Raw genomic sequence first — 26342 nt, forward strand, 5'->3', positions numbered from 1 at the left:
GCTTGCAGGCAGACACAGCGCGGATGGCGACGTGACAGCCGGATAGACGGATGCAGGCGGGGAAGTCTACCCGCAGCGGCATAGGTCGCAAAAATCTTTATAGACCTATGCTTATAGCCTTTTGTCGGAAAACTGTCTGCCCGATCAACCCTGTCGACAGTGATCCAGCAGCAGCTGCGGGGCCTGCTCGGGCACCAGCAACTGCCGGGGCTGCAGCTCATAGTGGCTGTCCAGCTTCTTAACCCGCGCCGCCAGCAGGGCCGCCACCCAGGCGTAGTCACGCACCTGGCGCACCTGGATCTGCAAGCGGCAGTCGAACTGCACCAGATCGGCGGCCACGCCATCGAGCAGCTCACGCAGCGCCTGGTTGTCCTGCTGATCCAGCATGGGCAGGGCAATCTGGTTCAGCGGCTTGCTCAGGTCAATATGTTGCGGTTCACGACGCGCCGCTTCGGCCGCAGCCGCTGCGGCTGCACGGGCCTGTTCGGCAGCCAGTGCCTGCGCCTGTGCAGCGCGGGCCTGCTCGGCCTGGCGCAAGGCCTGTAGACGCTGCGCCTCGGCCTGTTGCGCGGCCAGCGCCTGGGCCTGCGCACGCGCCTCGGCAGCTGCTCGGGCAGCGCCGATATCGCGCTCCAGGGCGGCATCCTCATCGGCGTTGGGCAGGTGACGACGCGCCTGCTGCAGGGCTTGCCCGGCAGCCGCCAGATCCCCCGAGGCCAGGTGGCGGCGGCCCTGCGCCAGATAGGCGGCGGCCAGCAGGCGGCGCGCACCCTGCAAGCGGGTATCCCCGGGAATGCGCTGCTGCAGGCCCTGCAGCTGACGCTCGGCATCGGCCAGGCGACCGGCCCCCAGCTGCTGCTCCAGCACACGCAGGGCCTGCACGTTTTCATCCACCGGCGGCAGGTTGTCCGCCTGCAACGACGGGCAGATCAGCAAAGACACAAGCAGCAGGCGGGACAGGTTCATGACAGGCAGACCGGGCAGCGCAGTGGGGGAAATGATCACGCGCCCGGCGGACCGCTCGTCAAAAGCTGACTCATGGGTCGCACCCGCATGGCGCGGCAAATTCTACACTGCGCGCCGACGCAGCAGAAAGCTGAGCAAAAACAGTGCTGCGGCACAGACCACAATCGATGGGCCGGCCGGGGTGTCCTGGAACCACGACAGACTGAGCCCGCCACACACCGCGAGCAGGCCGAGCAGGCTGGCGCCCAGCGCCATCTGTTCCGGGGTGCGCGCATGGCGCTGCGCGGCGGCGGCCGGAATGATCAGCAGCGAGGTGATCAGCAGCACCCCGACGATCTTCATGGCCACCGCGATAACCAGGGCAATCAGCAGCATCAGCGCCAGACGAATGGCCGCCACCGGCAGCCCTTCGACCCGCGCCAGCTCCTCATGCACGGTAATCGCCAGCAGCGGTCGCCACAGCGGCACGAGGATCAGCAGCACCAGCGCACTGCCCGCGACGATCCAATACAGGTCCTCGCGGCTCACTGCCAGCAGGTCACCGAACAGATAACTCATCAGATCGATACGCACTTCGGGCATGAAGCTCAGGGTCACCAGACCCAGCGACAGGGTGCTGTGCGCGAGGATGCCCAGCAGCGTATCGGAGGCCAGTGGCTGGCGCTGCTGCAGGGTCACCAACAACAGCGCCAGCAGCAGGCAACCGACGGTGACCGCCAGGGTCGGGCTGATATCCAGCAGCAGGCCGATGGCCACGCCAAACAGCGCCGCGTGCGACAGCGTGTCGCCAAAATAGGCCATGCGCCGCCAGACCACGAAGGAGCCCAGCGGGCCAGCCACCAGCGCCAGCGCCAGGCCGGCGAACAGGGCATGCAGGAGAAAGTCGGGCATGGTCATCAGTGCTTGCAGTGGGGGCCGTGAACATGGGGGGTGAGCACCACGCCGCCATGCAGGTCGTGCTGGTGGTCATGGTGATGCTGGTAGACCGCCAGGCTGCGCGCATCCTGGCCAAACAGCGCATGAAAGGCCGGGTCGGCGCCAACCTGCTCGGGATGCCCGGAGCAGCAGACATGCCGGTTCAGGCAGATCACCTGGTCAGTGGCACTCATCACCAGATGCAGGTCATGCGAGACCATCAATACGCCGCAGCCGTAGCGTTCGCGCAGGCGGCCGATCAGCCGGTACAGCTCGGCCTGGCCTGCCACATCGACGCCCTGCACCGGCTCGTCGAGCACCAGCAGCTGCGGCTTGCGCAGCAGTGCGCGGGCCAGCAGCACGCGCTGCAGCTCCCCGCCGGATATGGCCTGCAGCGGGCTGTTGAGTACCTGCTCGGCACCTACCTCGGCCAGCGCCGCCTCGGCCTCGGCACGACCGACCCCGGCCACCAGGCGCAGGAAGCGCAGCACGCTGAGCGGCAGGGTCGCCTCCACCGAGAGTTTTTGCGGCATATAGCCAATACGCAGGCGCGACTGGCGCCAGACGCTGCCCTGGCTGGGCCGCAACAGCCCTAGCACGACGCGCACCAGGGTGGTCTTGCCGGCACCGTTGGGGCCGATCAGGGTGACGATCTCCCCGGCCTGCAGATCCAGGTTGACGCCCTCCAGCACCGCCTGGCCGGCAAACTGCACGGTGACATCATGCAAACGAATCAGGCTGTCGGACATGGCGACTCCTGACAGGCCCGACAACGCCCCAGCACCTCGACGGTCTGCCCCTCCACGGCAAAGCCCAGGGCCGCCGCACTGCTGACGATCGCCTGGCTGATCGCGGGTTGCTGCAGCTCGATGGCGGCATGGCACTGCCGGCAAATGAGGAACTGCCCCTGATGCACATGCCCGGGATGGCTGCAGCCGACAAAGGCATTCAGCGAAGCAATGCGGTGCACCAGGCCGTGTTCCAGCAGAAAGTCCAGCGCCCGGTAGACGGTCGGCGGTGCAGCACGCCGGCCGTCCACTTCACTGAGCACGCCGAGGATGTCATAGGCGCCCAACGGCCGGTGGCTTTGCCAGACCAGCTCCAGCACACGCTTGCGCAGGGTAGTCAGGCGCACCCCCTGCTGCAGGCAGAGCTGCTCGGCCTGCTCAAGCGCGTGGCTGACACAATGGCTATGGTCATGCGGCTGGCAAGCCAGCTCGGGATGGGCAGAAGCAGTCATGGGCGATGGGGGCGACGGCAATGGCGAAGAGACGTTATTCTATTACGCTTTACAGCCCAGGTGTTGCCATCGTGCGTTGCTTCCTTGCCCTTGCCGCCCTCCTTTTCGCCAGCAGCCAGGCACTGGCTGACGTGCGCGTACTGACCAGCATCAAGCCACTGCAGCTGATTGCCGCCGCCGTACAGGACGGCCTCGGGCAGCCCGAGGTGCTGCTGCCGCCGGGCGCCTCGCCGCACCACTTTGCCCTGCGCCCCTCGGACATGCGCAAGCTGCAGCAGGCCGAGCTGTTCTACTGGATCGGCCCGGACCTGGAAGGCTTCCTCGCCAAGCCGCTGGCCAGTCGCACGGCCACGACACTGGCCGTACAACAGCTCGATGGCCTGCAGCTGCGCCACTTTGGCGAGCCTGCCCGTCCCGCTGACCATGACCATGACCATGACCATGACCATGACCATGACCATGACCATGACCATGACCATGACCAGCATGAGTCTGCCCACGACGAACATGACGACCACCAGCATCAGCCCGGCACCCTGGACGCCCACCTCTGGCTGTTGCCGGCCAATGCCCAGCGCATCGCCCAGCGCATGGCCAGCGACCTGGCCGCCCTGGACCCGCAACAGGCCGCACGCTACCAGGCCAATGCCGACGCCTTCGCGCAACGCCTGAGCACACTCGACCAGCACCTGCAGGCACGCCTGGCGCCGCTGCAGGGCAAGCCGTTCTTCGTCTTCCACCAGGCGTTCGACTACTTCGAACAGGCCTATGGCCTGCAACATCGCGGAGTATTCAACCTGCTCGGTGAAGTGCAGCCCGGCGCCCGGCATGTCGCCCTGATCCGCCAGCAACTGCAGAGCACCGGCCCCAGCTGCCTGTTCAGCGAACCGCCGCTGCGTCCGCGCCTGCTACAAACCCTCGGCGAGGGCCTGCCGGTACGCATGGCCGAACTGGACGCCCTGGGCTATGCGCTGGCCGCCGATGCCGAGGGCTACCCGCGCCTGCTGGAAAATCTCGCCGACAACCTGGCCGGCTGCCTGGAGCAACTGTAAGCGCACGCCGCCTGCGGCACGCACCGGCTAACCCGCCGCCGGCACCCGTCCCGCATAATCCGCGACCAGCCCCAGGAGAATCGCCAGTCCGGCCCAGTGGCTGTGCAGGAACGCCTGAAAGCAAGCCTGTGGCTCGCGCGAGCGGGTCTGCCAGAACTCCCAGGCAAAACACAACGCCGCTACCAGCAAGCCGCCATGAAAAGCCAGGCCGAGCTTGAACTGTGCCCCGGCCAGCAACAGGCAGAACAGCGCCAGCCCCTGCAGGGTAAGGATGATCGCGCGGTCGGCATCGCCGAACAGGATGGCCGTGGACTTCACGCCAATCTGCAGGTCGTCCTCGCGGTCGGTCATCGCATAGTAGGTGTCGTAGGCCACCGTCCACAGCAGGTTGGCGAAGTACAACAGCCAGGCGGCCAGCGGCACCTCACCGGTCTCGGCCATGAACGCCATGGGAATCCCCCAGGAATAGGCCGCCCCCAGCACCACCTGCGGGTAGTAGGTATGGCGCTTCATGAAGGGGTAGCAGGCCGCCAGGGCCAACGCGCCAAACGACAGGTAGAAGGTCGCCAGGTTGGTGCACAGCACCAGCAGCAGGCTGAGCAGCAACAGTCCGGCGAACAGGCCCAGCGCCTCGCGCTCGCTGACCCGCCCACGCACCAGCGGGCGCTGGTGCGTACGCGTGACATGCCCGTCGAAGTGCCGGTCGGCATAGTCGTTGATCACGCAACCCGCCGAACGCATCAATACCACGCCGCTGACGAAAATCAGCAGATTGCCCCAGCTGGGCACACCCTCGGCCGCCACCCACAGCGCCCAGAGGGTCGGCCAGAGCAGCAGGTAGATGCCAATCGGGCGATCCAGGCGCATCAACTGGATAAAGTCGAAAGCCCGCGGGTGCAGGCGATTGAGCGATTGCAGCAGCTTCAGATACATGCGCGTTCTCCGGGCGAGGCGGCGATTATAGGCCGGCATCCTGCCAGAAGCGCGGCAGGAACACCTCGGCCACCAGCACCTGCAAGGCTCCGCGGCTGAAGCAGGAGCGCCGCGCCCACAGCCCATCGGCCTGCATGGCCGGCGGCAACCAGGCCGACGGATAGCGACAGGCTTCGATGGCACCGCGCTGGAAAGCCTGATCGCTGAACAGCAACTCGCCCAGCGAGCGACAACCCAGTTGGGCCAGGTCGAGTCCTTCGCCCTGGCTGTGCGCGGCCACACTGCGGGCAAACACCCAGGCCTGGCCCGCCCCGCGCAGGTACACCTCACGCACCCAGCCGCGTGCCGCAGGTGGCAAGCCCAACGCCCGGCACTCATCGGCGCGCAGGCTCTGCCAACCTTCCTGGAGCGGCTGCACGCTGAACTGACCGCCCGCCAATGCGCTCAACCGACGGGTCAGCGAATCACAGGAAAACAGCCAGTCGCGCCAGCTGGCCGGCAGCTCGGCAGGCATGTGCGCCACACTCAGCCAGGCCGGCGTGGCAATCGGCGTATCGGACACGGCAACTCATTCCGCAGCTAAAAGCGCGGCAAGCTTACCATCGCGCCCGCCCCCCTGTGCGTGCCGGCTATTGCCGGCAGGCGACACACGCAGTACAAACGACAGCACCTCCCCCCGATGAGACTGCCCGGCATGAAACAATGGCAATGCATAGTGTGTGGCCTGATCTACGACGAACGCCTGGGCTGGCCGGATGACGGCATCGCCCCGGGTACCCGCTGGGAAGATGTCCCGGCAGACTGGCTGTGCCCCGACTGCGGCGTGAGCAAGGATGACTTTGAGATGGTCCTGCTGTCATGACGGCAACAGTGCCCGCCCATGCCCCGCTGGTGATTGTCGGCAGCGGCCTGGCGGGCTACCAGCTGGCCCGCGAATGGCGCAAGCTGGACAGCCAGACACCCTTGCTGATCATCAGCCAGGATGACGCCCGCGCCTACGCCAAGCCCATGCTGTCCACCGGACTGGCCAAGGACAAAAGCGCCGATCAACTGGTGCAGGCCGAGGCCGGCGCGATGGCCGAGCAACTCCAGGCGCAAATTCGCAGCCATACACAGGTCACGGCCATCGACCCGGCCCAGCGCCAGTTGTGGCTGGGCAACGAGTGCCTGACCTACCGTGACCTGGTGCTGGCCTGTGGCGCCGAGGCACTCCGGCCCGACCTGCCGGGCGATGCCGCCGATTGCCTGTTCACGGTCAACGACCTGCAGGACTACGCACGCTTTCGCCAGGCCCTGCACGGCAAGCAGCGGGTGCTGATCCTCGGCGCCGGACTGATCGGCTGCGAATTTGCCAACGACCTGCTGCTCGGCGGCTACCAGCCCTGCCTGGTGGCGCCCGCCCCGCAGGTCATGCCCGGCCTGCTGCCCGCGCCCAGCGCCAGCTGCGTGCAGGAGGCCCTGGCGGCAGCCGGCGCCGAGTTCCACCTGGGACGTCAACTGGTTCGGCTCGAGCACGCCCGCAGCGGCCTGTGCGCCAGCCTGGATGATGGCCGGCAACTGCATGCCGACCTGCTCCTCGCAGCCATCGGCCTGCGCCCACGTACCCGACTGGCCAGCCAGGCAGGCCTGGCCGTGGGCCGCGGCATTCAGGTCGACCGCCTGCTGCGTAGTTCGCAGCCACATATCTACGCCCTCGGCGACTGTGCCGAGGTGGCCGGCCACAGCCTGCTCTACGTCATGCCACTGATGGCCGCGGCACGCGCCCTGGCGCGCACCCTGGCCGGCGAGCCGACACAGGTCAGCTACGGCGCCATGCCGATCACCGTGAAGACACCGGCGTGCCCCCTGCTGGTCGCCCCGCCGTCCGGCGAGCAGCCCGGCCAATGGCAGTTCACCGGCCAGGCGCCTGACCTGCGCGGCGAATACCGCAGCCGTGATGGGCGCCTGCTCGGCTATGCACTGAGCGGCAGCGCGGTGCAGGACAAACTGACGCTGAATCGAGAACTACCCGCGCTTTTGGCGTGAACAGCGTGGCTTATGGCCAATATGCCCGGCTAAGCTGCCGACAAACTGTCTGACAAGACTGGCGCAGCCTAGGCCAGCATGCCATTCTCCCGTCGGTCTACCGCCGCGCAGAGCGGTTGCCGCGGGATCGGGGTCAGCCCCGGTCAGCACGGACACAACAACAACAAACCGTCAAAGAGGCATTTATGCGTAAACCCGAACTTGCCGCCGCTATCGCGGAAAAAGCCGACCTCACCAAGGACCAGGCCAATCGCGTACTCAACGCCCTGCTCGAAGAAATCAGCAACGCCCTGAACCGCAAGGACAGCGTGACCCTGGTTGGCTTCGGCACTTTCGTTCAGCGCCATCGCGGCGCACGCACCGGGAAAAACCCGCAAACCGGCCAGCCGGTTACCATCAAGGCCAGTAATACCGTCGCCTTCAAGCCGGGCAAGGCCCTCAAGGACGCGGTCAACTGAGTCCTGCGGGGACAAGGATGTCCCCAGAGCCTGACCGGCGTCACAGGGTGGCGCCGGCAACCGGCAAAGCAGCTGTAGTCTGCGGCGAAAAGCACTACAATGCGCGGCCATTTGTATCCAACCGCCGAGGCCTCGCGCATGAAATTCCGTTTTCTCCTGTGGATGATGGGCCGCCTGATGGCCAAAGCCAGCCGCAGCAATCCCGACTTCCAGAAGCAACTCGACGGCAAGGACCTGGTCTTCCAGCTGCACACCCTGGACGGCAAGGTCGCCCGTCACTTCATCGTCAGCCAGCAGCGCATCACCAGCAAGTCCGGTCGTGTCGAGGCACCCGCCTTTGCCCTGGGTTTCAAGGACAGTGCCTACGGCTTCGCCACCATGACCGCCAAGAACAAGCAACTGGCCTTCATGCAGGGCATCCAGAACAAGGACATCCAGATCCAGGGCAACCCGGCCCTGGTCATGTGGTTCCAGGGCCTGACCAAGTACCTCGCCCCGAAAAAGTCCAAGCCGGCCAGCAAGGCCGCCTGAGCCTTGCGGCACAAGGATGTTTGCCATGCGCCTGATCAGCCTTTTCGCCCTGCTGTTGTGCAGCCTGGCCAGCCAGGCCGCCACGCCCCTGCAGGACAGCCTGGAGCTGATCGGCATCCAGCAGTTGTGCCTGCAGACTGGCGCACTGGCCCAGCAGGGCATGCCCACTGAACAGCAAGCACGCCTGGCCAAGGCCTTTGACGGCGAGCGGTTGTGCCATGACTTGCAGCAGCGCCTCGCCAAGCGGCTGAGTCGCGAGCAACAGGAGCAGGCTCAGGTGCTGCTGGGTGGCGAGCTGGCGCGCTTTTTCAGCGAAGCCGAACGCAGCGCGGCCAGCGATCCGCAACTGGCCGCCTACCGCCAGCGCCTGGCCGAGCAACCGCCGCTCGGCGCGCGGGTCGAACTGATCCAGCAACTCGATGCAGCAGCGCACACCAGCGCGCTGGCCAGCCTGCTGCGCTATGAAATCGGCAAGAGCCAGGCCTGGCTGACCGTGCACAGCCGTGGCGAAAGCATCGACGAGCAACAACTGGCCAGCGCCACCGTCGAACAACAGCAACGCCTGCAACAGGCCAGCCAACAGGCGGTGCAGGGCTTCATGCTGTATGCCTACCGGCGCATGCCTAGCGAGCAGCTACAGAGCTATCTGGACCTGTATCGCCAACCGCCGCTGCAAGCGCTGCTGCAGGCCAGCCAGGAAGAGCTGCTGCAGCTGTTTCGCGAGCGACGCAGCGAACTGCTGCACTGAACTGCCCGCCCGGGTGCCCAGGCGCCGCTCAGTGCCCCTGGAACTGAGCGGCCAGCTCACGCAGCGCGGCCTCGGCTTCCAACACCTTGTCCAACGCTTCTTCGGCCTTGTCGCGACTGATCTGCAGGCGCGCCAGCAGGCTGTCGGGAATCTCCTGACTGGGGCCGCTGCCGATCTGCCGCTGGCGCAGCAGGCGCAGGGTCAGGCACAGCAGGTTGGCATACACCGCCAGCGGGCCGTCGTAGTCCGGGTCTTCCTGGAAGCGCAGGGCCACCGCCAGCTCCTCCGGCATATCCCAGAAACGCATCAGCCAGCTGCCGATCTGCTCACGGGTAATCCCCAGCAGGTGCTGCTCGATATGGCTGTGTCCAAGGTGCGGATTGACCTCCTGGTGCCGGCAGATCAGCGAAAAATGCGGCGGGAAGATGTGCGCCAGCACCAGGTAGCCGAAGTTGTGCAGCAGCCCCGCCAGGTAGGCCAGGCCCGCCTCAGGCCGCTCGGCCCGGGGCATGGCGCGGGTCAGCCCCTCGATGACCGCGGCGGTATAGATCGCCTGCTGCCAGTAGGGTGTACTGTGCTGGGCACGGTCGCGGGGCAGGCTGAGGGTCTTGCCCAAGGCCAGGCCCAGCGCCAGGTTGATCACCAGATCGAAGCCCAGCACCCGGACAATGGCATCTTCCACGGAGCGGATCTTGCCCGGCGCCGCGTAGTAGGGTGACGCCGCCCAGCTGACCACCTGCGCGGCCAGTGCCGGATCGGTTTCCACCACGCCGGTAATGTCGTCCACCGTGGCATTCGGGTCGACACGCAACTTGATGATCTTCTGCGCGGTTTCCGGTAGCGGGGGGATCTCGATGGTTTCCTCCAGCCGCTGCTGGATGCGCCGCGCGGTGAAGGTGTGTACCGCCAGGGTGATCTCCGCGCGGTCATCCTCGGGACGCCGCAGGTTCGGCTGGATCGCCGCCAGCGGCTCTGCGAAGTGCGCCGCGCTGGCCTTGCCCAGCAGGCTGCGGAAATCGCTGCTGGCAATCCCCAGGAGCACCTGCGGATCGCCCGAATCCAGCCAGAGCATGGGCTGCTGGAGAATGCGTTCATCGTACAGACAGGGCGAGCTGGTCAGCGGCGGCAGCGCCGGCAGGGTATGCAGCTGATGCTTGCCGAGCATGCGTTCCAGGCGTTCCGGCTTGACCGCCTGCAACTGCCGGCCGGTGAGCTCGGCCAGGCGCTTGAGGTCCAGCAACTGGTCCTGGCTGAACAGCACCAGCAAGGCCCCCACCGCATCATCCAGCAAGACGGCCTGCAGGCGGCTCACCGCCGGCAGCACGCACGTGCTGTCGGCCAGCTGGAAAGGTACGCCCAGTTTGCCGAGCAACTGTTCAATGAGCAGCGGCGCACGCGGGGTAGGGTGTTCTGCGGGTTCGGTCATCGCCCAGAGTCCTGCCAGGTGGAAATGCCTGCAGTATAACCAGCACGGCGCAGGCTGCTATGCACGGCTGCGCATCCGTTCACACCTGGCCATATTGCTGACCATGCCGCAGCCAACGCTCAAGCAGCGGCGCGACATGCTGCGGCCAGCGCTGCAACAACTCCTGCGCGGCGTCACGCACCGCCGGCAACAGGTCGGCATCGCGCATCAGGTCGGCCACCTTGAACTGCAGCAGGCCGGTCTGCCGGGTACCGAGCATTTCGCCGGGACCGCGCAGTTCGAGGTCTTTCTCGGCAATGATGAAGCCGTCGCACGTCTCGCGCATGATCGCCAGACGTTCGCGGCCGAGCTGCGACAGCGGCGCATGGTAGAGCAGTACGCAGTGGCTGGCGGCACTCCCTCGACCAACCCGTCCGCGCAGCTGGTGTAGCTGAGCCAGGCCCAGGCGCTCGGGGTTCTCGATGATCATCAGGCTGGCGTTGGGCACGTCGACGCCGACCTCGATCACCGTGGTGGCCACCAGCAGCTGCAGCTCGCCGCGCTTGAACTGGTCCATCACCGCGGCCTTCTCGGCCGGCTTCATGCGCCCGTGGATCAGCCCGACGCGCAGCTCGCCGAGCGCCGCGGAGAGCTCCTCGTAGCTGGTCTCGGCGGCCTGGCAGGTGAGTTCCTCGGATTCCTCGATCAGCGTGCACACCCAGTAGGCCTGGCGGCCCTCGCGGCAGGCGGCGCGCACCCGTTCGATCACCTCGGCACGCCGGCTATCGGCGATCACCAGGGTATTGACCGGGGTGCGTCCCGGCGGCAGCTCGTCGAGAATCGACGTATCCAGGTCGGCGTAGGCGCTCATCGCCAGGGTTCGCGGGATCGGCGTGGCCGTCATGATCAGCTGGTGCGGGCACAGCCGACCGTCGACACCCTTCTGGCGCAGGGCCAGGCGCTGCTGCACGCCGAAGCGGTGCTGCTCGTCGATGATCACCAGCGCCAGGCGCTTGAACTGCACCTCGTCCTGAAACAACGCATGGGTGCCCACCACCATCGGGCAACCGGCGGCAATCTGTTCCAGCGCGGCCGCACGGGCCTTGCCCTTGAGCTTGCCGGCCAGCCAGGCCACCTCGATGCCGAGTGGCTGCAGCCACTGCGTGAAGTTGCGAAAGTGCTGCTCGGCGAGGATTTCCGTAGGTGCCATCAAAGCCACCTGGTAACCGGCTTCCAGTGCCTGCAAGGCGGCCAGGGCCGCTACCACGGTCTTTCCCGCGCCCACATCGCCCTGCACCAGACGCAGCATCGGCTCGCTCTGGCTGAGGTCATAGGCGATTTCCGCCGCCACACGGCGCTGCGCCCCCGTAGGCGTAAAGCCGAGGTTGCCGAGAAACTGCTGCGGCAGGCGCTGCGCCTTGGCCAGGACCGGCGCCTGCTGGGCACGCACCTGCTGGCGCAGGCGTTGCAGGGACAGCTGATGGGTGAGCAGCTCCTCGAAGACCAGACGCTGCTGCGCCCAGTGCTGCCCCTCGGCCAGCTCCGCCAGGTCGGCATCCGGCGGCGGCCGGTGCAGATAGCGCAAGGCCTCGGCCAGTGGCCCGAGTCGATACTGTTCAGCCAGCTGCGCCGGCAGCCAGTCCGGCAGGCTGTGCGGGCCCAGGCGTGCCAGGGCCTGCTGGCTGAGCTGGCGCAGGCGCTGCTGGGTCAGCCCCTCGGTCGTCGGGTAGATGGGCGTCAGGCTCTGCTCTACCGGAGCCGGCTCGTCGCCGCTCTGCGCACGGTATTCCGGGTGGTAGATTTCCAGGCCGGTGGCGCCGGGACGCACCTCGCCATAGCAGCGCAAGGCCGTACCGCGCTTAAGACCATCCTTCTGCGCCTGGCTGAAATGGAAGAAACGCAGGCTGAGCGTACCGCTGCCATCCTGCAGGCGTACCAGCAGGCTGCGCCGCCGCCCCATGACCACATCGGCACCCGCTACGACGCCTTCGACGACCGCATCCTGCCCCGGCCGCAACGCACCGATCGGAGTAATACGCGTGCGATCCTGATAGCGCAACGGCAGGTGGAACAGCACGTCCTGCAGGGTTTCCAGGCCGACCTTGGCGAGTTTTTCCGCCAGTGCCGCACCCACCCCCTTGAGCGCCGTAACGCTGACCTGGGCCAGCTCGCTCACGGCTTGGCGACAGCCTGCGGTGGACGCCCCACCGAGCACAGACGAATCGAATCAGCCAGCACTTCAATGGCGTTGGGCCGCGGGAAGCTGGCTCGCCAGGCAATCGCCACGGTGCGGAACGGCACCGGCGGGGTCAGCGGACGAATATCGATGACGCCCGGCGCATAGTGGTGGCTATCCACGGCGGACAGCGGCAGCACGGAAATGCCCAGGCCGGACGCCACCATGTGACGGATGGTTTCCAGCGAACTCGACTCGATGGTGGTGTGACGCTGCTCATCGGCCTTGCGTGTGGTCGGGCACGCCTCAAGGACCTGATCACGGAAGCAGTGTCCCTCGCCGAGCAACAGCAGACTCTTGTCATTGAGCAGGCCGGCATCGATCGACTGCAGCTCGCTCCACGGATGGCCAGCCGGCATCAGCACATAGAACGGCTCGTCATACAACGGCTTGGTCAGCACATCCGCCTCGTGGAACGGCAGGGCAATGATGATCGCATCGAGCTCCCCGGTGCGCAGCTTGTCACGCAGCACATGGGTGAAATTCTCCTCGATATACAGCGGCATATCAGGCGCCACTTTGTGCAGCTGCGGGATCAGGTGCGGGAACAGGTAGGGCCCCACGGTGTAGATAGCCCCCACCTTGAGCGGCGCGGCCAGCTGGTTCTTGCCCGCCTGGGCCAGCTCGCGGATGCCCTGGGCCTGTTCGAGCACCTTCTGTGCCTGGGCGACGATGCCTTCACCAACGGGCGTCAGGCGCACCGCGCTTTTGCTGCGCTCGAAGATCAGCACGCCGAGCTCGTCCTCCAGCTTCTTCACTCCCACCGACAGGGTCGGCTGGCTGACATGGCAGCGCTCGGCGGCACGACCAAAATGCTGTTCCTGGGCGAGGGTAACGATGTAGCGCAGTTCTGTGAGGGTCATAGTCTGTGTCCATTGAGATGCGGCCAAGCATAGCCGCTGTCTTCAAGGGAACCAACCAGTACGCCGCGCTAAACTCAGCGGCGCCGATCCAGGGAAAACACGAAGGGCGCGACGATCTCCAGGCGGCCATCCTTGAGCATATCCTGCGGCGGCTTGGGTAGCGGCTGGGCACGGCGAATCATCTGCAAGGTCGCACGATCCAGCGAGGCATTGCCGGAGCGGCCCACCAGTTCGAAGTCCAGCACGCGCCCCTGCGCATCGACCACGAAGCGCAGCTTGTTGACGCCCTCGATGCCCCGGCGCCGGGCGTCTTCCGGGTAACGTTTGTAGCGCCCCAGGTGACTGAGCAAACGCGTCTGCCAATTGATCTGCGCGCGGCTCGGCGCTCCGCCGGCCGCCTGCTGCGAACGACTCGGGACAGCTGCCGGCTCACCCTGGCTGGGCACGCTGCTAACGGTTTCACTAACCTGCCGACTGGGCGGCTGCACGGGCTTGGGCTCGGGCGGGCGTGGCTTGGCCTTGGGCGGACGCGGCTTGGGTTTTGGCTTGGGCGGGGCCAGCGCCAACTTCGGCTTGGGGGCCTCGACCAGGCGCGGCTGCGGTTCTGGCACCACTTCGGGCTCGACCTGCGGCTCCGGCTCAGGCGGCGGTGCCGCTTGCGCTGGCGCAGGTGCTGGCGCAACCTCCGGCAAGGGCGCCAGCTCCACCAGCATGGCCGGTGGCGCCAGCAGCGCGGGCATGGCCTGCGGCTTCCAGTACAACGACCAGAGCAACAGCCCGAGGTGCAGTGCCAGCACCAGCAAGAGCGCCAGCCCCCAGCGCGCCAGTGAACTCACGCGCATGGTCATTGCGCGCCAACCGTTTCCAGGCCGACCAATCCAACCTTGAGGTAACCCGCGGCACGCAGACCATCCATGACCTGCATCAGCTCGGCGTATTCAACGCTCTTGTCACCGCGCACGAAGATGGTCTTGTCCTTGTCGCGGCCACTGGCCTGGTCCAACGCCTGGCCCAGCGCAGCCAGCTGTATGGCTTCGTCACCCAGAAAGAGACTGCCGTCTTCCTTGATGCTCAGGTAGATCGGTTTGTCAGGACGCGGCGTAGGCTGCGCACTGGAGGCCGGCAGGTCGATCTTCACGTCTACCGTGGCCAGGGGCGCGGCCACCATGAAGATGATCAACAGCACCAGCATCACATCGATGAAGGGCGTGACGTTGATCTCGTGGTTTTCCTGCAGCTCGTCGCCGCCTTCGTTGAGGTGCATGCCCATCGGCGCTCAACCTACCTTGACCATCTTGCGCTCGGCCTGGGCCGGGCTGGCTTGCGGGTCGAGATCACGACTGACCAGCAGCAACACCTGGGCCGAGGCATCCGCCACCTGCGCCTTGTAGCCGGCAATGGAACGGGCAAATACGTTGTAGATGACCACCGCAGGAATCGCTGCCACCAGCCCCAGGGCCGTGGCCAGCAGGGCCTCGGCAATGCCGGGAGCGACCACTGCGAGGTTGGTGGTTTGCGATTTGGCGATGCCGATGAAGCTGTTCATGATGCCCCATACCGTGCCGAACAGCCCGACGAACGGCGCCGTCGAACCAATGGTGGCCAGTACGCCGGTGCCCTGACTCATCTTGCGACCACTGGCTGCCACCAGGCGCTCGAGGCGGAAGCTGACACGCTCCTTGATGGCTTCGCGATCCAGGCTGTTGGCCGAAAGCTGCAGCTCTTCGCGGGCGTCATCGATCAACAAGCTGCTAAAGCTGTGCTGGGCACGCGCCTGCTCGGCAGCCTGCAGCAGGGTCCGCGCGCCCTTGAGCTGGCGCAACTCGCGGTGCAGACGGCGCTTGGCCAGCAGCAGCTCGATACCTTTGCCGATCCAGATGGTCCAGGTGATGATCGAGGCGATGATCAGCCCGATCATTACCCCCTTCACCACCACATCGGCCTGGTTGTACATGCCCATGGGCGACAGGTCGTGGACTACCGGTTGCCCGGCCAACGCAGCCTCTTCGGCGGCCAGGGCTGCCTGCTCACGGGCCTCGAGCTCGGCACGCCCTTCGGCGGTGAGATTCTGCTCGGCATAGAAGGCTTCGCGAGCCGCCAGACGCTGGCTCTCATCGGCCTCCGCCGGCAACGCCTGCAGGCGCTCGCGCAGCGCTTGCAGCTGCGCATCGACGGGTGCTGGTACAACGCCGTCGCCCGGCGTCGGCGCCGTGCTAGTAGCTGCCGGGACGGCTTCCTGCAGGACGGGCGCACCCGGCAACGGCGTGGCCAGTGGTTCGGCCTGCGACACGCCGCCCAGGCTCAGCCCCAGCAGCAGGGTAACCCGCGCAGCCAGGCGCAGCAGGGCATTGGGCGTGACACGAAGGGAAGAGCAAGACATAGCACCGAACCTAAAGAGTAGGGTAAACCGCATGCGAGCCCGCGGCTCGACACAAATTGCCGGCATTATTGCAAACAATTCTTGTTTGATAAAGCTGCCATGTAACATTGTTGCACAGCCCCTGGGGTAAGCCGGACAATCCGCCGAAGTGCACGCCATACTGCAGCATCCCACCTCAGGAGCCCCCGCCATGCAGCATCCCAGCCTGCTGATCGCCGGTTGCGGCGATGTCGGCAACCGCCTCGCCAGCCAGCTGCACGCCTGCCAGTGGATAGTCCACGGCCTGCGCCGCGATGTCTCGCGACTATCTGTCGCAGCCCTGCCAGTGCCAGGCGACCTTGCCCAGCACGACTGTCCCGCCGCCTGGCCGGTACAGCTCGATTACCTGGTGTTCTGCGCCGCGCCAAGTCGCGGCGACGAAGCGGGTTATCGGGCCACCTATGTGGATGGCCTGCAACAGGTGCTCGCCTGGCTGGCCAGCCGCGGCCAACGGCCACGCCGCCTGCTGTTCGTATCCAGCACCGGGGTGTACGGACAGAGCGACGGTGAGTGGGTCGACGAGCAGAGTCCGGCGCTCGCCGACAGCTTCAGCGGGCAAATCCTCCGCGAAGCCGAACAGCTGGCCTGGCGCAGCGGCTTGCCGGCCACCTGCGTACGCCTTGCCGGCATCTATGGGCCGGGGCGCCACTGGCTGCTCAATCAGGTTCGCCAGGGCTATCGTGCGCCCAGCCAGCCGGCGCTGTATGGCAATCGCATCCATGCCGACGACGCGGCCGGCCTGCTGGCTTTCCTGCTGCAGGCGGATTGGCGCGGGCTGCCTTTGGCGGACTGCTACCTCGGCGTCGACGACCAGCCGGCGCCGCTACACGAGGTCGTCGACTGGCTACGCGCGCAGCTGCAGGTCAGCACGCAGCTACCCGCCGGCCTGATGCGCCGTGCCGGCAACAAACGCTGCAGCAATCAGCGCTTGCGCGCGCTCGGCTGGCAGCCGCGCTACCCCAGTTATCGCGAGGGCTATACCGCCCTCCTGCAGGGCGACTGACTCAGTCGCGCTGCAAGCGCCAAACCTCGGCGCCCGGCTGGTAGCTGGGCATTTCATCGGCGGCCGACTGGTTGATCGCCTGGAAGATCCGCAATTGCTCGCCTTCGCGGCGAAACAACCAGGTTTGCCCCTGCGCCCCCTGCTGCAGCCACAGGCTATCGTGTTCACCGGCCATGGCCGCGCAGTCACCCGCCAGGCACAAGGCATAGCGTTCGGCACCCGGCAGGCCCTCGACGCGGCCATCGGCATGGAACAGCACTAGCCCTCGCTCACCCAGCCCCTGGGTAATGAGCCAGCTGCCCCCCAGGTAGGCACGGTACAGCGCAGCCTCGAAATGGCTGCCCAGCGGGCTGTCATCAACGCTGGCCGCGTATCGACGGAAGCGCTGCGCTGGCCACGACGGCCCCTCGCCCTGCAGCAACTCAGCCCCTGAACGACGCAGCTGCTCATGCTCATCGAGGCCAAAGTCGACCTGCCAGCCCCCCTCGGCCAGCGCCTGCAGGCGCCCTTCGCCCTGTTCGAAGCCATTGCTGAAGCGGGCCAGGCCACGCGCTGCCTGCACGCGCCACTCCAGGTTGGGGCCATAGGCCAGCAGCGCCTCGCGCAGCGAATCGTCGGCCACCGCGGCATCAATCGCCGCCTGGTTGATCCAGATGCCGTCCACGCTGCGTCCACTGCAGCCAGCCAGCAGCAGGCTGCTCAGCGCCAGCCCAGCCAGGGCCAGGCGCAGTGGTTCAGGAAAGAACCAGGATGCCATCCATTTCCACCTGTGCACCACGCGGCAGGGCCGCCACGCCAATCGCCGCACGGGCCGGGTAGGGCTGCTGGAAGTAGCGCCCCATGATTTCATTGACCTTGGCAAAGTGCGCCAGGTCAGTGAGGAAGATGTTCAGCTTGACCACATCCTGGAAGCCGCCACCAGCGGCCTCGATCACCGCCTTGAGGTTCTCGAAGACCTGCACGGTCTGTGCCTCGAAATCATCGGAGACCAGATTCATGGTCTGCGGGTCGAGAGGGATCTGCCCGGACAGGTAGACGGTGTTGCCGGCCTTGATGGCTTGCGAATAGGTACCGATGGCGGCGGGGGCCTTGTCGCTGCTGATGACGGTCTTGCTCATGGGTCGCTCCTTGGAAAGACGCAGCTTCAAGCGGTGCGCTGCAAGCTGCAAGTAAAAGCGGGGGACAGGCTACAGGCCGGCTCAATAAGCCGGCTTGGCCTTTGACCTGCGCCGTTAGGCTGGCGGCGTTACGCCTTGGCCCGGGTAATACGAATCACCCCCTTGAGGGCGCGCAGTTTCTTGATGACCCGCGCCAGATGCACGCGGTCATGCACACTGATGATCAACTGGACCACGCTGGTCCGCCCATCGCGCTCGTCCATGCCGATCTTCTCGATATTGCCGTCGGCCATTGCCACGGTGCCGGCCAGCATGGCGATCAACCCACGCTGATGCTCCAGCTCGACACGCAGCTCGACATTGAACTCGCCCTGCACATCCTTGGCCCAGGTCAACGGCAGGCACTTCTCCGGGTTATGGCGGATATCGCTGATGTTGCGACAGCTATCCAGGTGCACCACCATGCCCTTGCCGGCGGACAGGTGACCGATGATCGGATCACCCGGGATCGGCGTGCAGCACTTGGCATAGCTGAGCACCAGCCCCTCGGTACCGCGAATGGCCAGCGGGCCCTCGCTGGTCGGCAGCTCGCCACCTTCGCCGGACTCGGTCAGCAGGCGCCGCGCCACCACATAGGCCATGCGATTACCCAGGCCGATGTCTTCCAGCAGGTCGTCCAGGCTGGCGAAACGATACTCGCCCAGCACCTGCTCGATACGCTCGGCCGGCACACGCTCCAGTTGGCTGTCGAAGCTGGCCAGTACCTTGTTGAGCAGGCGCTCGCCCAGACTCACCGACTCGGAGCGGCGCTGCTGCTTGAGGGCGTGGCGAATATGCGTACGTGCCTTGCCACTGACCACGAAATTCAACCAGGCCGGATTCGGGCGGGTCCCCGGCGCCGTGACGATCTCGACCGTACAGCCGCTCTGCAACGGCTGCGACAGCGGCGCGAGGCGACGGTTGATACGGCAGGCGATACAGCTGTTGCCGACGTCGGTGTGCACCGCGTAGGCAAAATCGACCGCCGTGGAGCCTTTCGGCAACTCCATGATGCGGCCCTTGGGCGTGAACACGTAGACCTCGTCCGGGAACAGGTCGATCTTCACGCTCTCGATGAATTCCAGCGAGTTGCCGGCACGCTGCTGCAGCTCGAGAATGCCCTTCACCCACTGCCGGGCACGCGCATGGTTGCCACGCGGCGCATCCTCTTCACTGGACTTGTACAGCCAATGGGCGGCGATACCGTGCTTGGCCAGCTCTTCCATCTCATGGGTACGGATCTGGATCTCGATGGGTACACCATGCATGCCGAACAGCGTGGTATGCAGCGACTGGTAGCCATTGGCCTTGGGAATCGCGATGTAGTCCTTGAAACGCCCCGGCAAGGGCTTGTAGAGGTTGTGCACCGCACCGAGCACGCGATAGCAGGTATCCACCTTGTCGACCACGATGCGGAAGGCATAGACATCCATGATCTCGTTGAATGCCCGGCGCTTGCCACGCATCTTCTGGTAGATGCTGTACAGGTGTTTCTCGCGACCACTCACCTCGCCCTGCAGGCCTTCACGCTCCAGGCAATGGCGAATCGATTCCTCGATTTTGGCGACAATTTCCTTGCGATTGCCGCGCGCGCGCTTGACCGCCTGGCGGATGTGCGCCGAGCGCATCGGGTACATGGCCTTGAAGCCCAGGTCCTCGAACTCGGCATACATGCTGTGCATGCCCAGGCGGTTGGCGATGGGCGCGTAGATCTCCAGGGTTTCCTTGGCGATACGCCGGCTCTTGTCATGCGGCATGGCATCCAGGGTGCGCATGTTGTGCAGACGGTCGGCCAGCTTTACCAGGATTACCCGGATATCGCGGGCCATGGCCATGGCCATTTTCTGGAAGTTTTCAGCCTGCGCCTCGGCCTTGCTCTGGAAGTCCATCTGGGTCAGCTTGCTGACCCCGTCGACCAGCTCGGCGACGGTTTCGCCAAACTGTGCCTGCAAGGCTTCCTTGGGAACGCCGGTGTCTTCGATGACATCGTGCAGCATGGCGGCCATCAGGCTCTGATGATCCATGTGCATGTCGGCGAGAATGCTGGCAACCGCCAGCGGATGAGTCACGTAGGCTTCGCCACTGCGGCGGCGCTGCCCATCATGTGCTTGTTCGGCGTAGAAATAGGCGCGACGGACCAGGTTGACCTGATCCGCGCCCAGATAGCTGGAAAGTCGTGTGGCGAGACCGTCTATGCCGGACATGGGGCTACCCCCGACCAGCCAGGTCGTCCTCGCGGCACATGACCTTCAGCCGGCATGAATCAGAGTGCCTCGCTGGACTCGTCCTCGAAGCTGACGAACAGCGGTTCTTCTTCGATCAGCTCTTCCTGGGCAACATACTCGGCATCTACCAGGCCACCGGCAATTTCGCGCAGCGCGACCACGGTGGGCTTGTCGTTTTCCCAGGCTACTTTCGGCTCTTTGCCGCCGGTTGCCAGCTGGCGGGCACGCTTGGTGGCCAGCATCACCAACTCGAAGCGGTTGTCGACATTGTCCAGGCAATCTTCAACGGTAACGCGGGCCATGGTGTTCCTCTGCATCTAAAACGGGGACGCCCGGGTGGGCGATCGGACTGAATAGTCTAAAGCAGCTTTGCGCCACAGGCTACAGGCGGCCGTGGCGAGCCTTCCGCTTCAGGCCAGCAACTCGCCGAGCAGGCCGGCATGCCGCTGCTGTTGCGGCTGCTGGAGCAACTGATTGGCGCGCAGGATGGCCTTGAGATCATCCAGGGCATGAGCAAAGTCGTCGTTGATCACCAGGTAATCGTACTCGACATAGTGAGCCATCTCGCTGACCGCATCGCGCATGCGCCGTTCAATGATCTCGCCGCTGTCCTGGCCACGATGGGTCAGGCGATGGCGCAAGGCCTCTTGGGTCGGCGGCAGGATAAAGATCGACTTGGCCTGCGGCATCAGACGACGCACCTGTTCCGCGCCCTGCCAGTCAATTTCCAGAATCAGATCGAAGCCTTCGGCGAGGGTCTGTTCGACCCATACCTGGGAGGTTCCGTAGAGGTTGTCGAATACCTGGGCATGTTCGAGGAACTCGTTGCGCTCGAGCATCGCCGTGAAAGCTTCGCGGCTGACGAAGTGGTAGTTGACCCCATCGACCTCGCCGGGGCGCATGGCCCGCGTGGTGTGCGATACCGACACGCGCAGGTTGGCCTGGCTGTCGAGCAGCGCCTTGACCAGACTGGTCTTGCCGGCGCCGGACGGTGCGGAAACGATGTACAGGGTGCCTGTGCTGGCCATGCAAATACTCCGGAATCAGTCTGGGCGGTGCGCAGCCACCGCTTATTCGATGTTCTGAACCTGCTCGCGCATCTGTTCGATCAGCACCTTAAGGTTGACCGCGCATTGCGTGGAGCGCGGGTCGAACGCCTTGGAACCCAGGGTATTGGCTTCGCGGTTGAGCTCCTGCATGAGGAAATCCAGACGCCGACCGGCGGCGCCACCCGCCTTGAGCACCCGCCGCACTTCGCCGATGTGCGTGATCAGACGATCCAGCTCCTCGGCCACATCGCTCTTCTGCGCCAGCAACACCAGTTCCTGTTCGAGGCGCTGCGCATCCAGCTCGACCTGCAGCTCGGCGCAGCGATCAAGAATCTTCTGCCGCTGGTTGGCGAGCATGTGCGGCACCTGCTCGCGCAGGGCGGCGACCTCATCCTGCATGGCATCCAGGCGCTCGCCAAGCAGCCGCGCCAGCTCGCCACCTTCGCGCTGCCGGCCTTCGCGCAGCTGCTGCAAAGCCTCCTGGAACAACGCCAGCGCCGCGGCATTGAGCGCCTGCGGATCAGCCACATCGGCAACCAGCACGCCAGGCCAGGCCAGCACATCCAGGGGGTTGAGCGGCGCCGGTTGGGCAATCAGTGCAGCCACCTGGCGCGCCGCTGCCAGCAACTGACGGGTGCGCGCTTCATCCACTTGCAGACGTTGCCCGGCGCCTTCCTCGACAAAACGCAGGGTGCACTCCACCTTACCCCGTGACAGCCCCTGGCGCAGGGCTTCGCGCACCGCGCCCTCCAGCTCGCGGAAGCTCTCCGGCAGGCGCAGATGCGGCTCCAGATAGCGATGATTGACCGAACGCAGCTCCCAGCACAGGGTGCCAAAGGGGCCGGCCTGCTCGCAGCGGGCGAAGGCGGTCATGCTGTGCACCATGGGGCAAACCTCGGCAGGCAATCAATGAACGGGCGATTGTAGCGCACCCGTCGCATGCCGCCCAATCGGACATGCCGCGCCGCCCGCCAGGCCCTATAATGACCGGCAGTTAATCCCCCAAGACAAGGTATTCCCATGAAGCGTCCCAGTGGCCGCGCCGCCGATCAGCTGCGCCCGATCCGTATCACCCGTCGCTACACCAAGCACGCCGAGGGCTCGGTGCTGGTGGAGTTTGGCGATACCCAGGTGATCTGCACGGTCAGCGTGGAAAGCGGTGTACCGCGCTTCCTCAAGGGCAAAGGTCAAGGCTGGCTGACCGCCGAGTACGGCATGCTGCCGCGCGCCACCGGCGAGCGCACCCAGCGCGAAGCCAGCCGCGGCAAGCAGGGCGGCCGCACCCTGGAAATCCAGCGCCTGATCGGCCGTTCGCTACGCGCCGCACTGGATATGAGCAAACTGGGCGAGAACACTCTGTACGTCGACTGCGACGTGATTCAGGCCGATGGCGGCACCCGCACCGCGTCGATCACCGGCGCCATGGTTGCCCTGGTGGACGCGCTGGCCGTGATGAAGAAGCGCGGCGCGCTCAAGGGCGAACCGCTCAAGCAGATGATCGCTGCCGTTTCCGTGGGCATGTACCAGGGCGAGGCCGTGCTCGACCTCGACTACCCGGAAGACTCTGCCGCAGAAACCGACCTCAATGTGGTAATGACCAGCCAGGGAGGCTTCATCGAGGTGCAAGGCACTGCCGAAGGCGAGCCCTTCCAGCCCGAGCAGCTCAATGCCATGCTGCTGCTCGCCCGCCAGGGCCTGCAGCAGCTATTCGAGGCCCAGCAGGCTGCCCTGCATAACGACTGAGCTACCCTCAACGGAGAAGCCGCCATGCAAGACCTGCAAACACCGCCCAGCGCCGAAGCCCGGCAATGGGCCATGCTGTGTCACTTCGCGGCCTTCTTCGGCCTGGTCTTCCCCTTCGGCAATCTGCTCGGCCCGCTGGTGGTCTGGCAGATCAAGCGCGACCTCGACCCCTTTGTCGACGCGCAGGGCAAGGAAGCGGTGAACTTCCAGATCAGCGTAACCCTGGCCGGCCTGGTCTGCGTGCCGCTGATGCTGATCCTCATCGGTTTCCCCTTGCTGGCGCTGGTTACCATCGGCGCCCTGGTGCTGACGATCATCGCCGGCATCAAGGCCAATGAAGGCCAGGCCTACCGCTATCCGTTCTGCTGGCGGCCGATTCTCTGATCACAGCCAGCCGAGCTCGGCCAGGGATTGCGGCTCACCCTCACCCACCACGAAGTGATCGAGCACGCGCACCTCGATCAGCCCCAAGGCCTCCTTGAGGCGCTCGGTCAGCAGGCGATCAGCCTGGCTGGGCTCGGCCACTCCGGACGGATGGTTATGCACCAGGATCAGTGCTGCGGCATTGTGTGCCAGTGCGCGTTTGACGACCTGCCGCGGGTAAACGCTGGCACCGTCTATGCTGCCCTGGAACAGCGCCTCGAAAGCCAGCACACGGTGACGGGTATCCAGAAACAGGCAGCCAAACACTTCATGTGGCTCGTGGCGTAGCTGCGCTTTCAGGTAATCCCGCACCGCCTGCGGGCTTTCCAGCGCCGAGTCACGACGCAGACGCTCGGCCAGGTGGCGGCGGGCCATCTCCAGCACCGCCTGCAGTTGCGCAAACTTCGCCGGGCCCAGACCCAGGTGCGCGGAAAAGGCCGGCAAGTCGGCCTCGAGCAACGCGCGCAGGCTGCCAAAGTCGGCCAGCAGACGCCGCGCCAGCTCCACCGCGCTACACCCGGCCACCCCGGTGCGCAGGAAAATCGCCAGCAATTCGGCATCGGTAAGCGCCGCCGGGCCGCGTTGCAGCAAACGCTCACGCGGCCGTTCGGCGGCCGGCCAGTCGCGGATACTCATGAGTTGACTCCCTGTCCAGTGTCCCGCCAGTCCGTGGCGGCCGGCCGGCGCTGCTCCACGCCAGACCCTGTGCTATCGTAGCGCAGATTTTTTGCAGGGCCAGCGACCGGGGAGGTACGCCGACCCTGCAGCTTCCCGCAGATTCAGACAAGGCAGGCCTATGCAGCGGCTGTTCCGGAAACGCATCGTCCTTGGCGTGGGCGGCGGCATTGCCGCCTACAAGAGCGCCGAACTGGTTCGGCGCCTGCGCGATCAGGGCGCGGAAGTCCGCGTGGTAATGACCCGCGCCAGCTGTGAATTCATTACCCCGCTGACCCTGCAGGCGCTGTCCGGGCATCCGGTCGGCCTGGATCTGCTCGACCCGGCGGCAGAAGCCGCCATGGGGCATATCGAACTGGCCCGCTGGGCCGATCTGGTCCTGATCGCCCCAGCCACCGCCGACCTCATGGCGCGCCTCGCCCAGGGCGTGGCCAACGACCTGCTGACTACCCTGGTGCTGGCCACCGATGCGCCGGTAGCCCTGGCCCCGGCGATGAACCAGGCCATGTGGCGCGACCCCGCCACCCAGGCCAACGCCCAGCTGCTGGAGCAGCGCGGTATGCGCCTGTTCGGACCAGGGGTAGGTAGCCAGGCCTGCGGCGACACAGGCGCCGGGCGCATGCTGGAAGCCGAAGAACTCGCCCAGCGCGCCGCCGACTGCTTCCAGGCGGGCCTGCTGGACGGCGTGCGCGTGCTGATCACCGCCGGCCCGACCCGCGAAGCGATCGACCCGGTGCGCTACATCACCAACCACAGCTCCGGCAAGATGGGCTTTGCCCTCGCCGAGGCTGCCGCCGAAGCCGGCGCACAAGTCACCCTGGTCTGCGGCCCGGTCCACCTGCCCACACCGCAGCGGGTGCAGCGCATCGACGTCAGCAGCGCCCGCGACATGCTGGCGGCCTGTGAAGCGGCCATGCCCTGCGAGCTGCTCATCGCCGCGGCGGCCGTGGCCGACTACCGACCGCAAGTGGTGGCTTCGCACAAATTGAAGAAAGACCCCACCCGCGAGGACGGGCTGCTGTTGCAACTGGTGCGCAACCCGGACATCCTCGCCACCCTAGCGGGGCGCAGCGACCGGCCGTTCAGCGTCGGCTTCGCCGCAGAAACCGAGAACCTGCTGGACTACGCCTCACGCAAGCTGCGCGACAAGAACCTCGACCTGATCGTCGCCAATGACGTCGCCAACCCGAATATCGGCTTCAACAGCGAAGACAACGCCATCACCGTGATCGATCGCCAGTTGCAGCCCACCGCCTTCGCACAGACCAGCAAGGGCAAGATCGCCCGCCAGCTGATTGCCTTCATTGCCGACCGACTCCAGCGAGCCTGACATGCACAGCCTGCAAGCCAAGATTCTCGACCCCCGCCTGGGCAGCCAGTTTCCCCTGCCCAGCTACGCCACGCCGGGCTCGGCCGGGCTCGACCTGCGTGCCATGCTGCAGGAAGATCTGACCCTGCAACCTGGGGAAACCGTGCTGATTCCTACCGGCCTGGCCATCCACATCGCCGATCCCGGCCTGGCGGCGCTGATCCTGCCGCGCTCCGGACTGGGTCATAAGCATGGCATCGTGCTGGGCAATCTAGTCGGTCTGATCGACTCCGACTACCAGGGCGAACTGATGGTGTCCTGCTGGAACCGCGGTCAGCACGCCTTCACCCTGGCTGTCGGCGAACGCCTGGCCCAGCTGGTGCTGGTGCCCGTGGTACAGGCACATTTCGAACTGGTCGAACAGTTCGACGACAGCCAGCGCGGCGCCGGTGGCTTTGGCCACTCGGGCAGCCATTGAACTCGCTCCATTTCCATCTCGCCGCGTAACAAGGAGAGCCGCAGTGAAAGGCCTGATTGGCAAAAAGAAAAAAGATAGCCAGGAAACCCCTGTCGGCCTTCCCGAGCAGCCCGCCCAGGAGCAACGCCCGCCCCTGCAGGCCCTGCTGCCCGGCCTCGCCGTGGCAGCCTGCGGCTTGCTGCTCGGCCTGGCCCTGCTCTGGCTGGTCAACCTCAACAGCTCTGCCGAACAGCACCAGCAACAGCTGGCCCAACTGCACGCCGAGCAGCTGACGCAGAGTATCGACGCTGGCCTGCGCCAACTGCAGGCCGATACCCAGGCCGCCGCCAGCAATCCGCAATGGCTTGAAGCCCTGCTCGCTGGCGATACGCCACGCATCCAGGCCCTGCAGGCGCAGTACCAGCACTGGGCACAGGTGGTCAGCGTTACCGTCAACCTGCCCGGACAGGCCGAGCTGAATGCCCAGGCAGCGGCTCCCATCAGCTTTGC

30 protein-coding genes are annotated in these 26342 nt (G+C 65.8%); 11 read left to right on the forward strand and 19 right to left on the reverse strand.

Annotated elements, in window-relative coordinates; genetic code table 11:
• Positions 1–144 precede the first annotated feature (144 nt).
• The 4 genes from CW360_RS11150 to CW360_RS11165 form a co-directional block, all read right to left on the reverse strand.
• Positions 145–966 carry a hypothetical protein gene (locus CW360_RS11150; protein WP_101193799.1) on the reverse strand — a complete coding sequence of 274 codons (822 nt, stop codon included), beginning with the start codon at positions 964–966 and terminating at the stop codon, positions 145–147.
• A gap of 102 nt (positions 967–1068) precedes the next feature.
• Positions 1069–1857, reverse strand: a complete 789-nt coding sequence (znuB, locus tag CW360_RS11155; protein WP_101193800.1) for a zinc ABC transporter permease subunit ZnuB — start codon at positions 1855–1857, stop codon at positions 1069–1071.
• Positions 1858–1862: 5 nt separating this feature from the next.
• Positions 1863–2630: a zinc ABC transporter ATP-binding protein ZnuC gene (gene znuC / locus CW360_RS11160; RefSeq protein ID WP_093986513.1), complete on the reverse strand. Its 768-nt coding sequence runs from the start codon at positions 2628–2630 to the stop codon at positions 1863–1865.
• Positions 2615–3121 (reverse strand): Fur family transcriptional regulator, encoded by a 507-nt coding sequence (locus tag CW360_RS11165; RefSeq protein WP_093986512.1) that lies wholly within the window; start codon positions 3119–3121, stop codon positions 2615–2617. The genes znuC and CW360_RS11165 overlap by 16 nt, the downstream gene beginning before the upstream one ends.
• A 68-nt stretch (positions 3122–3189) precedes the next feature.
• Between CW360_RS11165 and znuA the strand changes: the two genes are divergently transcribed.
• Positions 3190–4173 carry a zinc ABC transporter substrate-binding protein ZnuA gene (znuA, locus tag CW360_RS11170; RefSeq protein ID WP_425439764.1) on the forward strand — a complete coding sequence of 328 codons (984 nt, stop codon included), beginning with the start codon at positions 3190–3192 and terminating at the stop codon, positions 4171–4173.
• Positions 4174–4200: 27 nt separating this feature from the next.
• Here znuA and ubiA read toward each other — a convergent pair whose 3' ends face one another.
• A complete protein-coding gene (gene ubiA / locus CW360_RS11175) occupies positions 4201–5106 on the reverse strand; it encodes a 4-hydroxybenzoate octaprenyltransferase (protein ID WP_101193751.1) in 906 nt (301 codons plus the stop codon).
• Positions 5107–5131: 25 nt separating this feature from the next.
• Positions 5132–5653 carry a chorismate--pyruvate lyase family protein gene (locus CW360_RS11180; RefSeq protein ID WP_371870516.1) on the reverse strand — a complete coding sequence of 174 codons (522 nt, stop codon included), beginning with the start codon at positions 5651–5653 and terminating at the stop codon, positions 5132–5134.
• A gap of 147 nt (positions 5654–5800) precedes the next feature.
• On the opposite strand from CW360_RS11180, the gene CW360_RS11185 reads away from it, so the two are divergent.
• From CW360_RS11185 to CW360_RS11205, 5 genes are all read left to right on the forward strand, one after another.
• A complete protein-coding gene (locus CW360_RS11185; protein ID WP_093986509.1) occupies positions 5801–5968 on the forward strand; it encodes a rubredoxin in 168 nt (55 codons plus the stop codon).
• Entirely contained in the window at positions 5965–7131 is a 1167-nt protein-coding gene (locus tag CW360_RS11190; RefSeq protein WP_170307384.1) for an NAD(P)/FAD-dependent oxidoreductase, read from the forward strand. The genes CW360_RS11185 and CW360_RS11190 overlap by 4 nt, the downstream gene beginning before the upstream one ends.
• A 185-nt stretch (positions 7132–7316) precedes the next feature.
• Entirely contained in the window at positions 7317–7589 is a 273-nt protein-coding gene (locus tag CW360_RS11195; protein ID WP_093986507.1) for an HU family DNA-binding protein, read from the forward strand.
• A gap of 138 nt (positions 7590–7727) precedes the next feature.
• Positions 7728–8120 (forward strand): helicase, encoded by a 393-nt coding sequence (locus CW360_RS11200; RefSeq protein ID WP_101193802.1) that lies wholly within the window; start codon positions 7728–7730, stop codon positions 8118–8120.
• Between the two features lie 25 nt (positions 8121–8145).
• On the forward strand, positions 8146–8868 hold the full coding sequence (locus CW360_RS11205; RefSeq protein ID WP_101193752.1) for a hypothetical protein: 723 nt from the start codon (positions 8146–8148) through the stop codon (positions 8866–8868).
• A 28-nt stretch (positions 8869–8896) separates the two neighbouring features.
• On the opposite strand, the gene CW360_RS11210 is transcribed toward CW360_RS11205, so the two are convergent.
• The 6 genes from CW360_RS11210 to exbB form a co-directional block, all read right to left on the reverse strand.
• A complete protein-coding gene (locus CW360_RS11210) occupies positions 8897–10294 on the reverse strand; it encodes an aminoacyl-tRNA deacylase and HDOD domain-containing protein (RefSeq protein WP_093986505.1) in 1398 nt (465 codons plus the stop codon).
• Between the two features lie 79 nt (positions 10295–10373).
• Positions 10374–12449 carry an ATP-dependent DNA helicase RecG gene (gene recG / locus CW360_RS11215; protein WP_101193753.1) on the reverse strand — a complete coding sequence of 692 codons (2076 nt, stop codon included), beginning with the start codon at positions 12447–12449 and terminating at the stop codon, positions 10374–10376.
• Positions 12446–13372: a hydrogen peroxide-inducible genes activator gene (locus tag CW360_RS11220; protein WP_093986503.1), complete on the reverse strand. Its 927-nt coding sequence runs from the start codon at positions 13370–13372 to the stop codon at positions 12446–12448. Before CW360_RS11220 ends, recG begins: the two co-directional genes overlap by 4 nt.
• A gap of 74 nt (positions 13373–13446) precedes the next feature.
• Entirely contained in the window at positions 13447–14220 is a 774-nt protein-coding gene (locus tag CW360_RS11225) for an energy transducer TonB (protein WP_101193754.1), read from the reverse strand.
• On the reverse strand, positions 14217–14642 hold the full coding sequence (gene exbD, locus CW360_RS11230; RefSeq protein ID WP_093986501.1) for a TonB system transport protein ExbD: 426 nt from the start codon (positions 14640–14642) through the stop codon (positions 14217–14219). The genes CW360_RS11225 and exbD overlap by 4 nt, the downstream gene beginning before the upstream one ends.
• A 6-nt stretch (positions 14643–14648) precedes the next feature.
• Positions 14649–15752, reverse strand: coding sequence for a tonB-system energizer ExbB (gene exbB, locus CW360_RS11235; protein ID WP_245874701.1), 1104 nt, complete (start codon positions 15750–15752; stop codon positions 14649–14651).
• Between the two features lie 190 nt (positions 15753–15942).
• Here exbB and CW360_RS11240 point away from each other — a divergent pair, with 190 nt between their 5' ends.
• Positions 15943–16794: an NAD-dependent epimerase/dehydratase family protein gene (locus tag CW360_RS11240; protein ID WP_101193755.1), complete on the forward strand. Its 852-nt coding sequence runs from the start codon at positions 15943–15945 to the stop codon at positions 16792–16794.
• A gap of 1 nt (position 16795) precedes the next feature.
• On the opposite strand, the gene CW360_RS11245 is transcribed toward CW360_RS11240, so the two are convergent.
• The 6 genes from CW360_RS11245 to CW360_RS11270 form a co-directional block, all read right to left on the reverse strand.
• Positions 16796–17551 (reverse strand): hypothetical protein, encoded by a 756-nt coding sequence (locus CW360_RS11245; RefSeq protein WP_245874702.1) that lies wholly within the window; start codon positions 17549–17551, stop codon positions 16796–16798.
• Positions 17529–17912 carry a RidA family protein gene (locus tag CW360_RS11250; protein ID WP_093986499.1) on the reverse strand — a complete coding sequence of 128 codons (384 nt, stop codon included), beginning with the start codon at positions 17910–17912 and terminating at the stop codon, positions 17529–17531. The genes CW360_RS11245 and CW360_RS11250 overlap by 23 nt, the downstream gene beginning before the upstream one ends.
• Positions 17913–18040: 128 nt before the next feature.
• A complete protein-coding gene (spoT, locus tag CW360_RS11255; RefSeq protein WP_101193756.1) occupies positions 18041–20155 on the reverse strand; it encodes a bifunctional GTP diphosphokinase/guanosine-3',5'-bis pyrophosphate 3'-pyrophosphohydrolase in 2115 nt (704 codons plus the stop codon).
• 59 nt (positions 20156–20214) lie between these two features.
• Positions 20215–20478 (reverse strand): DNA-directed RNA polymerase subunit omega, encoded by a 264-nt coding sequence (gene rpoZ / locus CW360_RS11260; RefSeq protein ID WP_093986497.1) that lies wholly within the window; start codon positions 20476–20478, stop codon positions 20215–20217.
• A gap of 108 nt (positions 20479–20586) precedes the next feature.
• Positions 20587–21204 carry a guanylate kinase gene (gmk, locus tag CW360_RS11265; RefSeq protein WP_093986496.1) on the reverse strand — a complete coding sequence of 206 codons (618 nt, stop codon included), beginning with the start codon at positions 21202–21204 and terminating at the stop codon, positions 20587–20589.
• Positions 21205–21246: 42 nt separating this feature from the next.
• Entirely contained in the window at positions 21247–22110 is an 864-nt protein-coding gene (locus CW360_RS11270) for a YicC/YloC family endoribonuclease (protein ID WP_093986495.1), read from the reverse strand.
• 135 nt (positions 22111–22245) lie between these two features.
• Here CW360_RS11270 and rph point away from each other — a divergent pair, with 135 nt between their 5' ends.
• Both rph and CW360_RS11280 read left to right on the forward strand, forming a co-directional pair.
• Positions 22246–22968: a ribonuclease PH gene (gene rph, locus CW360_RS11275; protein WP_101193757.1), complete on the forward strand. Its 723-nt coding sequence runs from the start codon at positions 22246–22248 to the stop codon at positions 22966–22968.
• A gap of 24 nt (positions 22969–22992) precedes the next feature.
• Positions 22993–23352: a DUF4870 domain-containing protein gene (locus CW360_RS11280; protein WP_101193758.1), complete on the forward strand. Its 360-nt coding sequence runs from the start codon at positions 22993–22995 to the stop codon at positions 23350–23352.
• Here the strand turns inward: CW360_RS11280 and radC are convergent, their stop codons facing one another.
• Positions 23353–24027 (reverse strand): RadC family protein, encoded by a 675-nt coding sequence (radC, locus tag CW360_RS11285; RefSeq protein WP_093986492.1) that lies wholly within the window; start codon positions 24025–24027, stop codon positions 23353–23355.
• A gap of 160 nt (positions 24028–24187) precedes the next feature.
• Here radC and coaBC point away from each other — a divergent pair, with 160 nt between their 5' ends.
• Both coaBC and dut read left to right on the forward strand, forming a co-directional pair.
• Positions 24188–25396: a bifunctional phosphopantothenoylcysteine decarboxylase/phosphopantothenate--cysteine ligase CoaBC gene (gene coaBC, locus CW360_RS11290; protein ID WP_101193759.1), complete on the forward strand. Its 1209-nt coding sequence runs from the start codon at positions 24188–24190 to the stop codon at positions 25394–25396.
• A gap of 1 nt (position 25397) precedes the next feature.
• Positions 25398–25853 (forward strand): dUTP diphosphatase, encoded by a 456-nt coding sequence (dut, locus tag CW360_RS11295; RefSeq protein ID WP_101193760.1) that lies wholly within the window; start codon positions 25398–25400, stop codon positions 25851–25853.
• Positions 25854–26342: the final 489 nt, after the last annotated feature.

Origin of the sequence: Pseudomonas fluvialis (assembly GCF_002835605.1) — a bacterium.
GTDB lineage: Bacteria > Pseudomonadota > Gammaproteobacteria > Pseudomonadales > Pseudomonadaceae > Aquipseudomonas > Aquipseudomonas fluvialis.